Origin of the sequence: Pseudalkalibacillus sp. R45, from assembly GCF_052246725.1 — a bacterium.
Lineage (GTDB): Bacteria > Bacillota > Bacilli > Bacillales > Fictibacillaceae > Pseudalkalibacillus.
The window spans coordinates 112,408-126,829 of the sequence record NZ_JBQQCL010000009.1; the positions used below are offsets into that span (position 1 = coordinate 112,408).

The window sequence follows — 14,422 nt, forward strand, 5'->3', positions numbered from 1 at the left end:
AGCCTTTTCTTTATACTTAGTCATTATTAAATTAGTGCAAGCGTTTGCATTAGTTAATATCCTTATGATACCTCTTTCCTTTTTGTATTGCAATGTCTTATCGGAGGTTAAATTTTCAGTGATAAAAAAAGAGGAGGATCCATACAATTTGTGGAAGTAGAGGTGAGCGCTATCAGCAACAGATTTTTAAAATTGAAGGTGAGTACATGTCAGAAGAACAACGGCTAAAAGAGTTGGAAGAGCGTGTCAAAAAACTTGAGCATCAATTAAGTGAGATTCAAAAAACTGAGTCACATAAAAGGGTGGACCAGGGGGAAACCGTTCAACCTGTGCAAAAAAGAGATGTATCCAAAAAGAATACTCGTCACTCTGTGGATGATGTTCCTCCCTGGGAGCCTCCAAAAGAACCGATGGATTGGGAACGGGTCATCGGTCAAATTTGGTTACCGAGGATTTTTATTTTTGTCTTATTGTTAGGCGTCATATGGGGATTCAAGGCAGCATCGGAGGTAGGAATCATCAATGAGGCGGTACGTTGTATCCTCGGATTTGTAGCAGGAGTCGCTCTGATCCTGGTTGGAGAGCTGCAGATCAGAAAAGGACGAAATGCGCTGGGGCAGGTGCTTTTAGGTGGATCAGTCACAGTCCTCGTGGTTACGACGTTTGCAACACATGTCTTATATGGGTTCATTGGACTGTCGGCAGCATTCAGTATGAATCTAATTTGGATCGGACTCGGTATCTATTTCGCAATCCGTCATCGGTCAGAGGTGCTCGCAGTGCTTGCGACTGTCGGCGGTTATTTCATTCCGTTCTTATTGGACAGCAATACTGCCAATACGTGGTTTTTCGTAAGCTATGAGACGATTTTCTCCATCATCATGCTCGGATTCGCATTGTGGAAAAAGTATTCGAAGCTTCACGTCGTCGCAATGGTCCTTTTACCGGTTGTCCTCATGCTTTACCTGGTATTTGCTATTTTACCGATTTACCCAGTTGCTAAAGGAGACCTTGAAATTTTAAGCTACGGCATGTTCTTGCAGCATCTTGTTTTACTAGGGGTATTTTTAAGCTATAAGGTGTATCCGAAAGTTCAGCAGTCTATCTTGTTCATCAGCTCTCTAGCGAGTCTTGGTTTCATGTATCAAGGTTTCGACCGCAGCAATTGGCCAACAATCTTGCTCGGAATCGCAATCGTATATATCATTGTTTACGGATATGTCCATTTAAAAAAGATCACCCACACCAGTACAGTTATTTTCCCGATTTTGCTGCTGAGTATGCTGTTTTATTTCATGGAGGTCTTTACTGGACGTGAACTGGCAATCATTCTGTTGCTCCAGGGAACAGCGGCGATCTATATCGGACTGATCAATAAGCTCAAGCTGCAGCTTTGGAGCGGTGCGTTTGTGTATATCATCGGACTTTTGCATACGATCACTGTGCAGATTGAAGAATTGAATTCTGCTCAGATGTACAGCTGGACTGTGCTGATTGCAACATTGTGGTTGCTGACGTACCTGGCTAAGAAGGATATCGAAATTATACCGAACGAATCTCGAAGACTGTTATTCGGGACGACAGCTGTTGCACTCCTTGCCTATATCAGTCAATTAAGCTATGTTTTCACAAAATATGAATCGGTGAACACGCAATATCTGACGATGACCCTCTGTTGGATTGTCTATGCGGTTTGCGGAATCGTGTATGGGGTGATACGGAACAACCAGGCGGTCCGGATCGTCGGTATCATTCTCATCTTTTTATCTTTAGGAAAGTTGATTTTCATCGACTTACCGAATGTCTCGATCGTCGTACGTGCAATCCTCTTCATGATTGTCGGAGCCACAGGAGTCGTGGTTTCCCGTTTCTTCTACACGAAAGACAAAAGCGGGTCAGTCTGAAATCATTCCCCTCGTTCTCCATGAATGGGGGGATTTTTCGAGATTAAGAAGAAATTTTATAAAGATTGATAGAAATGAGCGGGCAATGGCATCTATATAGGGAGACACGAACAGAGGTTGGGGATGTGAGCATATGATTTTGGAGCAGATTGACGTTGAAGAGAGGGACGTTTCAGATCAGCAGTTGGTGGAGCGAGCTCAACATGGCGATGACGAAGCATTTGGTGAGTTGGTCAGACGACATCGGGCTAGTGCGTATGGATACGCGATTTCCGCTAGTAGAAAACATGACCTGGCAGATGAGATTGTCCAAGAGGCTTTGATCCACGCTTTTTTAAAACTCGGAAACTTGTTGGATCCTGCAAAGTTTGAGGGCTGGCTCCATAAGATCGTACGCAACCAGGCTTATATGAAACTGAGAAGAGGAGGACCTTATCGAAGAGAACAGCCTGTCTCAAGTATGTTGAAAGAAACTGAGACTGATTGTTTCGATTCAATTCTCAGGCATCTATCTTATCGACTTGAAGCCAATTATGAAATCGATCCTGAAAAGAAACTGATGAAAAAGGTGACACTTGAAGGGATCCAAGAGTTGCTCTACTGTTTATCTTCCACTGAGCGGAACATGTTCATCGCTTTCTTTTTCAAGGAGCTGTCACCGAAAGAGATTGCTGCAATGTATGAAACGACAACGAGCAATGTCTATAACCATCTATCACGCTCCAGACGGAAGCTCCGCAATGAACGGATTCGTGTCCGGATCGACGAGCACATCCAACTGAGACGTGAACTGGAAAAGCCGAGAAGGAAAGTGCTTGATCTCGAAAATTAATGAGGGGTGTTTGTATGGAAAGTACAGAATCAAAATTAGCATGTGAAAGCTATGAAGGAACATGGACAACGATGGCGTTTGCAATTCATCGAGCCACTAAATCGAAGACAAAACTTTCATTAGTGGAGTTGATGGGATATACAGGTTATGCATTCCGGTTGAACGTCAATGAGGAAAAGGTCGACGTGGCCGGACCCACAGCATTTGACTGGGATGCTTACAACAAAAAAGCGCTGGGGAACATTGGAGTACGGTTCGAAAGCTATGGAACTTCAGACTTCACACCGCCGACTCCCGATGAACTGACACTTGCTATCAGCAAGATTCAAGAGAGCATCGATAAAGAACAGCCTGTGATCGCATGGGATCTATTCCTTCCAGAGTTCGGAATCATCTACGGGTACGATGATGACAAAAAGGAGCTCTATGCTATGGACGGTACAGGAAAGCACGGTCCTATCGCTTATGAGAAACTGGGAAATGGTGAATTGAAGGAACTTTTCATCATGACAATTACGAATTATTTTGAAGTCAGTAAGGTGAAACGATTGAAAGGTGCACTTGACATCATTCTTACTCATGCCTTGGAGGAGGAAGAAGGCTGTCCGGTGCCTATGAAATTTCAAAACGGTTTGAAAGGCTACGACGCTTGGGTGAAAGCTTTTAAAAAAGGAGAAGTTCATCCGTTCGGGAATGCCTATAATATCGCTGTATTGTATGATGCGAGACGGTTTGCTGCGAAGTTTCTGAAAGATGTTCGTTCAGAGTGGCAGGATGAGAATGATGCTGTGGCTTCGTATGCTGGTATAGCTAGTGATCACTATGAGGACGTGGCGCAACAGCTTTTGGAATTTAGAAATATATTTCCGTTCCCTGTAGGTGGGGAGCCGAATGAGCCTGCAAACCGTGAACGTGCGATTGGACTGTTGAAAAAAGCAAAGGAATCCGAGCGGTTGGGAATTGAAGCACTGCAGAAAATGTACGCCGAACTGGATTGATAGATTATATTTAGAGTGGAGAGGTCCCCGCTCTTTTTTTTATGATGATGTTCTGGGGTGAATAGAATAACCGAGACGAAAGTGTTCTATGAATGCTTCATACCGACACTCCAGTGCTGAAAATTTCTAGAGTGACCAAATTAAACGGAAAAGTGAACAGAATATCTTCGAAAGTGAACAGATTATCTCAGGAAGTGAACAGAATATCTCCAAAAGTGAACAGAATCCCCCAAAGTGCCCATTTCAAACTCTGGTGTCAGTGAAACGGAAAGCAGACTGCACATTCCTCCAATCAGCTTTTTCATCTAGAATAGAGGAATGTTTCCTATTCTTCACGTATATATCCATAATGGAATGTTTTACAATATTCACCTTTAATCGGAACTTAGAATCTCACATCATGATGCTTTCTTTTTACACGAAAGAAAGAAAAATAGCCATAAAAGGCGGAAAAGGTGGGGTTTCTATGTCAATCTTGGATATGGATGCGTCGGAAATAGCCGCTGGGATCAAGGATGGGAAATGGACCTCTGAACAGGCTGTTGAAACATATATCAAGCACCTGCAAGCGATCAATCCAAAGTTGAATTGCCTGACAGAGGATCGGTTTGAAACTGCGCGGAAAGAAGCACAGCAAGCAGATCACCTTTTGAAGGAAGGGCATGCGAAAGGAAAACTGTTTGGTGTACCGATCAGTATCAAGGAATCCTTCAATGTGGAAGGGATGAAAACGACAGGTGGCCTGATGCATCGCAAGGACTGGGTAGCTGATGAGGATGCTGAAGTTGTCCGTCTTTTAAAAGCAGAAGGTGCGATCATTCTAGGCAAAACAAATACACCTTCGCTATGTTTTTACCAGGAGACCGATAATCCATTATATGGCCGGACGAACAACCCGTGGGATTTAGAAGCGACGGCTGGCGGATCAAGCGGAGGAGAAGGTGCCTTGATGGGCGCAGGTGGAGCAGCTGTCGGGCTTGGGGCAGATATCGGTGGTTCGCTCAGGTTTCCTTGCCACTTCAATGGTGTGGTCGGTTTTAAATCTGGGAATGATCAGGTCTCTCAACAGGGAAATTACCCATATGTGGAGTTTGAAGAGCAAAAGCGTATGTTGGGTATCGGAGCGATGGCGAAAAGCGTACGCGACACCCGACTCCTCAACAATATAATTGCAAACCATCAACCAACATCCACAAATTTAAGTTCTTTTGAGCTTGTTGTACCACAGTTTTACGCGTGTCCTCTAGGTGTTGAAACTGGCAGGCTCATCCGTTCGATAAAAGAAGAGTTTGAGCAGGATTTTGCAATGCAGGTGGATGAACCCCCTTTATTTGAAGAATCTACTCTCATTTGGCAGCAGCTTATGTCGATGGACGGGGCGAAAGCTTTACGAAAACATTTGATGGTGAATGAAAGACAACCGAGTCTGTATAGGGAATTTTTGAAATCGAAGTACACACGCTCGGATATCCATTCTTATTTATCCTGGGCGATGATCGGAGCACGCATGTTCAAACCATCCGGCAGACGGTTGAATACACTGCGGGAGCTCTTAAAGAAAGGTGATGACAGACTTCGGAAATATCTTGATCGCCGTTTGATCGTGATGCCCGTTTATCATTCGCCAGCCCCAATGCATGGGCAATTGTACAAAGAACTTTTCTCCTTCCAAAAAACGTTCCTGCGCTATATGCCTTTCATCGCGTATGGAAATACGTGGGGTTTGCCATCATTGATTGTACCGGTCGGTGAAAGTTCGAAAGGCATGCCGATTTCGGTGCAGGTGATGAGTCGTGTTGGAAATGAAACTGCACTATTTGAGTTTGGAGAGTTGCTTGAACAGCGGTATCGAGGTTATGTCCGTTGTGACAAACACGATGCTGTGAAAAAGGAAGAGGCCGCTGCACATCTAGCATAAAAAAACTGACCCTATTATCGTACCGCTCTCAGTAGAGTACCGTACCATCTTAGGTCAGCTTTCGTTTCGGATTAAGGCAGCATTAAAATCTCTTTGCATCGATTGATGGAGACTTCAGTTGATCTGACAAGGCTGTAGTCTCCTTTCTCTTTACGGATTTTCAGTGCTACTTGAAAGAGGGAGTAGGCTGCTTCGAATTCACTCTCGTCATATTTACATTTGCCATAGTGTTGATACAAAAAGTCTTTATAAGGTTCATACCGAGAATGATCGTGTACCTTTTTTATCAATTCATTGAAGAGTTTGTTCGCTTTGTTGAATTCCCTTTGCCATTGATATGTATGAGCAAGTCTCAATTGGTTGATAAATACCGATGATAGGTTTTTCCTGAGGGTATGTAGGTTGATCGCCGTTTGTAAAAACCGTTCACTATCATCAAGTTCACCGATGATCCGCGAGTATACCCCTATTTCCCCATAAAGCCTTGCCTCTGCATCAGGATCTTTAACCGATTCAATCTGTTCAATCATATAGTGCACGCCGCTTTTCATATTCTCGAAATCCACCGGTTTTTCTCGTAAATCCTTATCAAATGTGAATTCCATGTTAAAAGGTATGCTCTTGTTGTCCATCTGACGTTCTCCCTTCGTACGTATCTTCATGGACGTCGTTTCAATCTTTAAAAAGTTTCACACCCCGTTTTTCTAAAAAGGCTGCTGCACCTAATGAAGCTTCCTCTTCAATGCCGAATACCTGATACACATTGGCGGCCCAGTTTTTACGATCGGTGAATTTCGATACTTCTTTCGTATATTCATTCTTTCTAGTGATGGTTTCATTGTTCAAATAATAGCAATACCTTGGTTTGAAGATGGTGGCGCTCAATCTCCTCATCACGATGTTATCGGATTCATCCAAATGGGAATGCTCGATATCTGCTCCAAAATCCTCGAGGGAAAGGGGTCTCCAATCGATTTCTTTTTTTACGAATGATTTCCCGTCAGCATGTCTGTCAATTTCAAAAAGGGATGGGGATACTTTCTTTATGAAAATTTCTTCTCCAAGTTTCTTGATCCGTAACTGACCTTCTTCACGCAACTGGACGGGGGAGAAGAGCGGGGCGCCATAGCCGACATCGACATAATATTGTTCTTGTTCGTAGTGGACCATGATCGCCACATGTCCGGTGCGGACGCGGACCAGCGAGGCATTGTATCCGATTGCGTTGAGAAGTTTTGCAAAATGGATGTTCAATGGATAGCAAGTTCCTCCCCACCCCAAATTGGCGCAGCAATTGATGAATTCCTCAGTGTCATATATGTACTGCATACTTACACCATTTTGGACGTAATGATACTTGCTGAAATTTTCGTAGGGAATCGTATGTAAATGAGCCCTGAGCAATTCCCGCAAATAATGTAAATCTTTTTGAGAAGTTTCTTTTACCTTTAAAATGTCTAAGTATTTTCTTGTTGTTCCTATTGAAAGGGGATGTTGAGACGTTTTCACGACAACCTCCTTTATGTGCGTGATCGTGATGTTGATAAAGAAAACCTGGCAAAGCAAAGCCTTAGTTACACTGAAAGAATTTTATACTTTCTTTAAATGAGAAAAAAACTGTTGAGAGATCAACAGTTTTACACCGTTACCTTCGCTTCCGATTCTGCAAGCTCTTTCAAACTCGTCATTTGTTTGTGAAGAATGCGCTTTGTCAACCAACCGAACAAGAACCCCATGATTTTAGTGAACGTATTGGCTGTACCCATTTCCGCACGATAATCCAGACGTGTCCCTTCTGGGGTTTCGGATAGTTCATAATAAGCACTCACCGAAAAACTCTGATTGCCGATTTTGACAGCGATCAGATCAGGACGGTCATAAGCAATCACTTCACCATCATATTCAACCACACGGCCGCCTTCTTTAATTTTCTGTTTGAACTTCGTGCCCACCGGATTTTCAGGATCATACACACCTGCATAATAGGTTTCTTGCAACCCTTCCATCCAAATCTTTTGTTTTTCATTGTCATTGATACAGTCGAATACAGTTTCTTTTGGCGCATGGATGTCTATTGTATATGTGAAATCGCTCAAAATAAACCCTCCCTTTTTTCCCTTTGCAGTCTATTTCTACAATAATGGAATGAATCCTCTATTGTCTATCTATTTTTAATGAATTGGTTTAAGGGAAAACATGATTAAGAGAAAGGGGAGAGCATCTTGAAAACGAAGAGCTACCTTGATCAATTTTACACCATCGATCCGGAAGCAGGGGATTATTTTATCGAGATCGCAATCAGAGATTATGATGATATCTTCAATAATTGGGATTCCTCTGTTTATAATTTGCGTGATTTGGATTCTAGCTTGAAGTCGTTTTTGGAGGATTGTTCGCAAGACATCGCTCTCAACAAAAGCGTTGTCTTACGGTTTAATATTGAAGATGAAAAGAAAGAGCCGAACCTGGAAAAGACCATTGTCCAGGGGATCCGCAATTATTTTGATTATAACTATCACATCATGAAAAAGAAGTTGTCGGACCGATGGAGGAAAACCCTGTCGTACGTCTTGATTTCCGTTCTTTTTACAACCGTGTCCTTATATTTTAAAACCTCGATGCAGTCCGAAGTGGTTGATCAGATCATCCTTCAAGGACTGACAGTGGGTGGATGGGTTTTTCTATGGGAGGCTTTTTCAATGCTCTTCATCCAAAGCAGCGATCTGTTGAAGAAGCGAAAGCAATATCGTAGATTGTTAGCCGCCCCAATCAAATTCAGATACAAGGAAAAATAGAAGTATCCAAAATTATACAGTATTCGTTATAATAGAAGTATCTGATAGTCGTTGAAGGGGAAGGATCACTATGCCGAATATCGAAACAGAACGGTTGCGAATGATTGATTTTAAGTTTGAACTTGTTGATGCAATCTTGACAGATAAAACCAAATTGAAACCACACTTTGGCATCGAAGCTCATGAAGATTGGCCGATGAAGGATTATGCAGAGATTCTACCTATGAAATTAGAACAGCTGAGGGAAAATCCATCAAAAGCGGTTTGGAGCGGACTGATTATTGAAAAAGTGACTGAGCTCATCGTTGGAGATATGGGCTGTAAAGGTGGTCCTGATTCCGATGGGGTTGTAGAAATCGGATACAGCATTGTTCCTGAAAAACAGGGCCAAGGCTTTGCCACGGAAATGGCGAGCGGTCTCATCTGTTGGCTTTTTCAAGAACAAAAAGTGACCCAAGTGAAAGCGGATTGTTTGAAAACGAACGGACCATCCATACGGGTGCTGGAAAAGATCGGCATGGAACAAATAGCTGAAGATGACGAATTATATTATTGGTCGATCAAGGAATAACAGGTCATAGCATAAATGCGAGGTGTGGGGGATGTTTGAATATACCTGTGAGGAATGTGAACGAATCGAATATTCCATCGAGCTGGAACCGAAAAAAATATGCCCTGAATGCGGATACTTCATGGAAACGAATGAATGTGAACCAGGTTGAAAAATGAATTGAGTCTAAGCCCCTTTTGAGGGCTTTTTTTGTTTGGGGAGATTTGTGTATTAGTGTTTGTCTTTACGACCAAAATGAGCGGTTATACTGTCGATAATGGCGATTTATCGGCCGAACGACGGGGATCGATCGAGTTCGCGCTACCGAAATCCCATGCACAGAGAGCTAAAACCTCTCCCTAAAAGAAAAAATGATAGTTTGTGAATGAAATTGATTGAAAATGATTGAAATATGATCGATAATGATTTATCTTAAAACTAAAGGTGGTGTGAAAGTGCTTACAACGAAACGGCATGAAATCATTTTAGCCTTATTGAAAAAACAAAAGACGGCATCCATACATGAACTCAGTGAACATACTGGTGCGTCTATCTCAACAATCCGTCGCGATCTTGAGAAACTGGAGCAGGACGAGAAACTGAAACGCGTTCATGGTGGTGCTTCACATATCCACAACAATCGATATGAACCGCAATTGGCGGAAAAGCAAACGCTCAATGAATCAGCAAAAGCTCTAATCGGAAAAGCGGCAGCGGACATTATTGAAGATGGCGATTGTATTTTCATTGATGCTGGAACGACAACGAAGCAAATCTTATCCCATTTGGAAAATAAAAATGTGGTAGTGGTGACGAATGCGTTTCATTTTGTTGATCCGCTTATCGAAATCGGAGTCGAAGTCCATTTGACAGGAGGCCGTGCGAAGTCGAAAACCGGAGCCCTGATCGGTGGACAAGCAGAGGATACGCTCAAGGCTTTCAGGTTCGATAAATGCTTCATCGGGATGAATGGTATCCACTCCAAACACGGGTTCACGACACCGGACCCAGAGGAGGCACGTATCAAACGGCTTGCCCTGGAACTTTCCAAACAACCTTTTGTAGTCGTAGATGACTCGAAATTCCAAGAGGTATCTTTTTCGAAAGTTGCGGACACTAAAGCTGCAGCGATCCTCACTAATCAACATGACAATGCGATTTTACGAGAATTTCAAAATACAACAACGGTAAAAGTGGTGAAAAAATGATTTATACAGTGACACTCAATCCTTCGTTGGATTATATCGTAGGACTTGAAGATTTGGAGCTTGGGAAAGTCAACAGGAGCGAAGATACCGCTACCTTCCCAGGTGGAAAAGGAATCAACGTTTCAAGGGTCCTTAAGCGGTTAGGTCAACCATCCTGTGCTCTCGGTTTTACTGGTGGATTTACGGGCGATTTCATCAAGTCAGCTCTAGAGAAGGAAGAGGTCCATACGGATTTTGTCAAGGTTGATGGAGACACACGGATCAATGTGAAAATCAAATCTGGACATGAGACAGAAATCAACGGACCATCGCCAGAGATAAAAGCCGAACACCTAAATCTGCTTAAAAACAAGTTCAACGCAATCACTCATGACGATGTCGTCGTGGTCGCGGGAAGCCTGCCTGAAAAACTGGAACCTTCTTTTTACAGGGAGCTGATTGAACTGGTTCCAGACGGGACAAAGGTGATTGTCGATACGAAAGGCGTTCCGTTGAACCAGGCGATTTTAGCGAAACCATTCCTGATCAAACCGAATCATCATGAGCTCGCTGATTTATTCAATGTCGAGATCGATAACAGTGAAGACGCAGAGAAGTATGCGAGAAAACTGGTGGGTGCGGGAGCGGAGAATGTCCTTGTTTCAATGGCCGGGGATGGCGCTCTGCTCGTAACAGCCTCCGGAAGTTATTTGTGCAATGTTCCCAAAGGAACTGTTGTAAATTCCGTTGGTGCAGGCGATTCAGTAGTCGCAGGGTTTGTAGCAAACTATTTACAAAGTTCGAATATCATTGAAGCCTTCCAATATGGTGTGGCAGCTGGAAGTGCGTCGGCCTTTTCGATGGAATTTTGTAAGAAAAACGAAGTCGAAGAACTTTTTAAAACGATTCAAGTCCGGGAATTCGAAAAAGGAGGAGAATGAGATGGCTATTTCTGATTTACTATCGAAAGTATTGTTGAAACTTGAAGCTGAAAGTAAGAACGACGTGATTGATGAGCTATCCAGTGCACTTCATCAAGCTGGTAAAATCTCAGATCTAAACACATTCAAGGAAGCGATTTTAAAAAGGGAAATGGAGAGCACGACCGGTATTGGCGAAGGGATCGCGATTCCACACGCAAAAAGCAGTGCAGTCAACGAGCCAAGTATCGTTTTCGGCCGTTCAGGTGCTGGACTGGATTATGAAGCTCTCGATGGCCAACCTAGTCATCTGTTCTTTATGATTGCGGTTCCTGAGGGGGCAAATAATGAACATTTGAATGCCTTGTCAAAATTATCGAGTTACCTGATGGAACCCGGGTTCAAGGAAACCTTGCTGAAGGCTGAAAAAGAAGAGGATGTCTTCAATGCGTTCAAGGAAAAAGAACAAAGTGAAGGGGATGCTGAAACAGAAGAGGAGGACAGCACAGCGTCTGGCGATGACACAGTGGCGCGAAAGAAGGTTGTTGCTGTAACCGCTTGTCCAACCGGAATCGCCCACACCTTCATGGCTGCAGATAACTTGAAGGCCAAAGCGAAAGAACTGGGTTATGACATCAAGGTGCAGACGAACGGTTCCGGCGGAGTGAAGAACGAACTGACGAAACAAGATATCGAAGAAGCAGAAGGCGTCATTGTAGCTGCGAGTACGAAGGTCGATCTTGCACCATTCGTAGGAAAGCCACTCGTTCAAGCACCTGTCACTGATGGAATCCGTGAACCGGAACGCTTGTTGAAAAAAGCTGCTGAAGGCGATGCATCCATTTATCAAGGAGATTCTTCTTCAAGCCGAGAAGCGAAGGATTCTGAAGGCTCCGAAGGGAGAAGCGGTTTTTACAAGCACTTGATGAACGGTGTTTCAAACATGCTTCCTCTTGTTGTCGGAGGCGGAATCTTGATCGCGCTATCTTTTCTGATTGATATCGATGGAAACAATCCTATTGCAAAATTGTTCATGACAATCGGTGGGGATAATGCATTCTTCTTACTAGTTCCTGTCCTCTCTGGATTCATTGCAATGAGTATCGCAGATCGTCCCGGCTTAGCTCCTGGTCTAGTAGGTGGACTGATGGCAGCCAATGGGGGTGCAGGCTTCCTCGGTGGGTTGATTTCCGGCTTTCTTGCGGGTTATGCAGTTGTACTGTTGAAAAAGCTGTTCCAGAACCTGCCTCAATCCCTTGAAGGCTTGAAACCGGTTTTGCTCTATCCGTTATTCGGTATTTTGATCACAGGAGTAGTGATGAACGTTATAATTGGACCACTTGGCGGATTCAATGAATGGTTGAAGGATTCACTCAGCAGTTTAGGAACAGGCAATGCCGTCTTACTGGGCATCATAATTGGCGGTATGATGGCAATTGATATGGGAGGTCCGATCAATAAGGCCGCCTATACATTTGGAATTGCACTCGTTGAAGCTGGGACGTATGGACCGATGGCTGCAATCATGGCAGGTGGGATGGTTCCGCCGCTCGGGATGGCCATTGCGACTACAATCTTCAAAAGCCGCTTCAACAAACAAGAGCGGGAAGCAGGAAAAACGGCATATATTCTCGGAGCTTCATTCATAACAGAAGCTGCGATTCCATTTGCAGCAGCGGATCCTGTTCGGGTGATTTCAGCTTCGGTTGCTGGCTCAGCCTTAGCCGGGGGACTTGCGATGCTTTTCGGCAACGCAACGCCGGCACCACACGGAGGGCTGTTCGTCATCTTGACCGTGGAGAACGCTATCCTTTATATCATCGCAATTCTAGCAGGAGCGCTGCTTACAGCCTTCTTGACTGGCATTCTGAAAAAATCTAAAACTGTGTAACGATCTATTATGATGAGGTGATCCTGTGCGGGGTCACCTTTTTAACATTGGCTCTTTTCTAAAAGATTGTTGCTTTTGGGTCAATTTTAAAAACTCACCTAAGTTGATTGGAGAGCAAGGTGCGAGACTCCTCGAAAATAAAAATCGCATTTTCTTCGTGCGATGTAACGCTGCCGAAGCTTTCCTTGTCCTGCGGGCTCACCGCACGCCTCGCGGAAAGAGAGCATCCTGGAGTGGAAATCAACGACTTTCAAGAGCTACAAAGTTTGCGAAAACAGCCTTAACATTTAATGAAAGTATAAATACTTTTTTCAATATAAGGGGCACTAAGGCTCAGCCTGCGCTAAGGCTTGGCTTTGCCAGGTTTTCACCTCGATTTCAGCGCAAGAGGACGTTCTTATTCCTCTTCTTCATCTGTTTCTTCTGCAGCAAGCCAGGATAATGCTTCTCTGATCAAGTTGTTCATTTTTTTGTTGATGAATTCCTCTCCGTATTTTTCTTTCGCTTCTTCTAAATCGGATAGGACCCGATCATCTAGCTGGATGATCGGTTTATCTTCTTCAATATCGTTAAAAAGTTCGATGATGGCATCAAGGCCTTCTGACATCTTGTCAATTGACCGACTGAACTCATTATATTCCCGTTTGACCGCTTTCATCTGTGTTCCCTCCAACATTATAAAAATAGACTCTAAAACAATTAAGGAAAGTAAAGCCAAATAAAAAGCATCCAGCATGAAGCTGGATGCTCTTCCCGGGGTTGATTAGTATCTTCCGCCCATTTGTTGTTGAGCCATTTGTACAAGACGCTTAGTGATTTCTCCACCAACAGAACCGTTAGCGCGAGAAGTAGTGTCTGGCCCAAGTTGTACACCGAACTCTCCAGCAATTTCGCTCTTCATAGCGTCGATTGCTGCTCTTGCACCTTGAACTACCAATTGGTTATTGTTTCCTTGCTGTGCCATTTGAATAGCCTCCTTCAATTGTCGTTCTAGATTGCGAAAAGGTAATTATGTACCTTTCAATCTAAGTATTTGAGAAAATAGGAAAACCATTCAAGGAAATTAATGGTAAAAAATCGCATGCTCATTTTTATTGAGAAGTGGAGGCTTGTCATTATCAAGTGAATTTCCTCATAAAATGAAGTGAATAACTATAGAATTTAACCGAATTCAGGTGAAAAGTATGCATGAAGTGTCATTGATGATGGAAATTCTCTCTATCATAAGACAAGCAGCAGAAGAAGAAAAGATAACTAAAATAACAGAAATCAAAGTTAATGTGGGGAAAGAATTGGTGGTGCTACCGGATGCGATGCAATTTGCTTTTGAGTATCTAAAAGAAGGGAGTATTGCAGAATCCGCCTCTCTAACTTTAGTGGAGGTAGAAGGAAGGGATCTTCAAATCGATTACTTTGAAGGAGAATGA

At 43.3% G+C, this 14,422-nt stretch carries 15 protein-coding genes; 10 read left to right on the forward strand and 5 right to left on the reverse strand.

The genetic code is table 11. From position 1 onward, the window contains the following. Positions 1-206: 206 nt before the first annotated feature. From ACTWQL_RS16015 to ACTWQL_RS16030, 4 genes are all read left to right on the forward strand, one after another. Positions 207-1,904, forward strand: coding sequence for a DUF2339 domain-containing protein (locus ACTWQL_RS16015; RefSeq protein ID WP_443143426.1), 1,698 nt, complete (start codon positions 207-209; stop codon positions 1,902-1,904). 133 nt (positions 1,905-2,037) lie between these two features. Continuing rightward, entirely contained in the window at positions 2,038-2,736 is a 699-nt protein-coding gene (locus ACTWQL_RS16020; protein WP_443143427.1) for an RNA polymerase sigma factor, read from the forward strand. Positions 2,737-2,750: 14 nt separating this feature from the next. Continuing rightward, positions 2,751-3,734: a hypothetical protein gene (locus tag ACTWQL_RS16025; protein WP_443143428.1), complete on the forward strand. Its 984-nt coding sequence runs from the start codon at positions 2,751-2,753 to the stop codon at positions 3,732-3,734. A 466-nt stretch (positions 3,735-4,200) separates the two neighbouring features. Further along, entirely contained in the window at positions 4,201-5,652 is a 1,452-nt protein-coding gene (locus ACTWQL_RS16030) for an amidase (RefSeq protein ID WP_443143429.1), read from the forward strand. A 71-nt stretch (positions 5,653-5,723) separates the two neighbouring features. Here ACTWQL_RS16030 and ACTWQL_RS16035 read toward each other — a convergent pair whose 3' ends face one another. The 3 genes from ACTWQL_RS16035 to ACTWQL_RS16045 form a co-directional block, all read right to left on the reverse strand. Beyond that, positions 5,724-6,284: a tetratricopeptide repeat protein gene (locus ACTWQL_RS16035; RefSeq protein ID WP_443143430.1), complete on the reverse strand. Its 561-nt coding sequence runs from the start codon at positions 6,282-6,284 to the stop codon at positions 5,724-5,726. Between the two features lie 40 nt (positions 6,285-6,324). After that, positions 6,325-7,161, reverse strand: coding sequence for an arylamine N-acetyltransferase (locus tag ACTWQL_RS16040; RefSeq protein WP_443143431.1), 837 nt, complete (start codon positions 7,159-7,161; stop codon positions 6,325-6,327). Between the two features lie 128 nt (positions 7,162-7,289). Next, positions 7,290-7,748, reverse strand: a complete 459-nt coding sequence (locus ACTWQL_RS16045; RefSeq protein ID WP_443143432.1) for an SRPBCC family protein — start codon at positions 7,746-7,748, stop codon at positions 7,290-7,292. Between the two features lie 126 nt (positions 7,749-7,874). On the opposite strand from ACTWQL_RS16045, the gene ACTWQL_RS16050 reads away from it, so the two are divergent. The 5 genes from ACTWQL_RS16050 to ACTWQL_RS16070 all read left to right on the forward strand — a co-directional run bounded on the left by ACTWQL_RS16050 (position 7,875) and on the right by ACTWQL_RS16070 (position 12,995). Continuing rightward, positions 7,875-8,447, forward strand: a complete 573-nt coding sequence (locus tag ACTWQL_RS16050) for a hypothetical protein (protein WP_443143433.1) — start codon at positions 7,875-7,877, stop codon at positions 8,445-8,447. 70 nt (positions 8,448-8,517) lie between these two features. After that, entirely contained in the window at positions 8,518-9,018 is a 501-nt protein-coding gene (locus ACTWQL_RS16055; protein ID WP_443143434.1) for a GNAT family N-acetyltransferase, read from the forward strand. A gap of 434 nt (positions 9,019-9,452) precedes the next feature. Next, positions 9,453-10,205: a DeoR/GlpR family DNA-binding transcription regulator gene (locus ACTWQL_RS16060; protein ID WP_443143435.1), complete on the forward strand. Its 753-nt coding sequence runs from the start codon at positions 9,453-9,455 to the stop codon at positions 10,203-10,205. Then, positions 10,202-11,125: a 1-phosphofructokinase gene (gene pfkB / locus ACTWQL_RS16065; RefSeq protein ID WP_443143436.1), complete on the forward strand. Its 924-nt coding sequence runs from the start codon at positions 10,202-10,204 to the stop codon at positions 11,123-11,125. The genes ACTWQL_RS16060 and pfkB overlap by 4 nt, the downstream gene beginning before the upstream one ends. Before the next feature lies 1 nt (position 11,126). Further along, the gene (locus ACTWQL_RS16070) at positions 11,127-12,995 is read left to right on the forward strand and encodes a PTS fructose transporter subunit IIABC (protein WP_443143437.1); all 1,869 of its coding nucleotides are present in this window, start codon (positions 11,127-11,129) and stop codon (positions 12,993-12,995) included. Between the two features lie 397 nt (positions 12,996-13,392). Here ACTWQL_RS16070 and ACTWQL_RS16075 read toward each other — a convergent pair whose 3' ends face one another. Beyond that, complete coding sequence (locus tag ACTWQL_RS16075) at positions 13,393-13,653, reverse strand: hypothetical protein (RefSeq protein WP_443143438.1); 261 nt, start codon at positions 13,651-13,653, stop codon at positions 13,393-13,395. A 105-nt stretch (positions 13,654-13,758) separates the two neighbouring features. Then, positions 13,759-13,959: an alpha/beta-type small acid-soluble spore protein gene (locus ACTWQL_RS16080; RefSeq protein ID WP_261132312.1), complete on the reverse strand. Its 201-nt coding sequence runs from the start codon at positions 13,957-13,959 to the stop codon at positions 13,759-13,761. A gap of 220 nt (positions 13,960-14,179) precedes the next feature. Between ACTWQL_RS16080 and ACTWQL_RS16085 the strand changes: the two genes are divergently transcribed. After that, positions 14,180-14,422, forward strand: coding sequence for a hydrogenase maturation nickel metallochaperone HypA/HybF (locus tag ACTWQL_RS16085; RefSeq protein WP_443143439.1), 243 nt, complete (start codon positions 14,180-14,182; stop codon positions 14,420-14,422).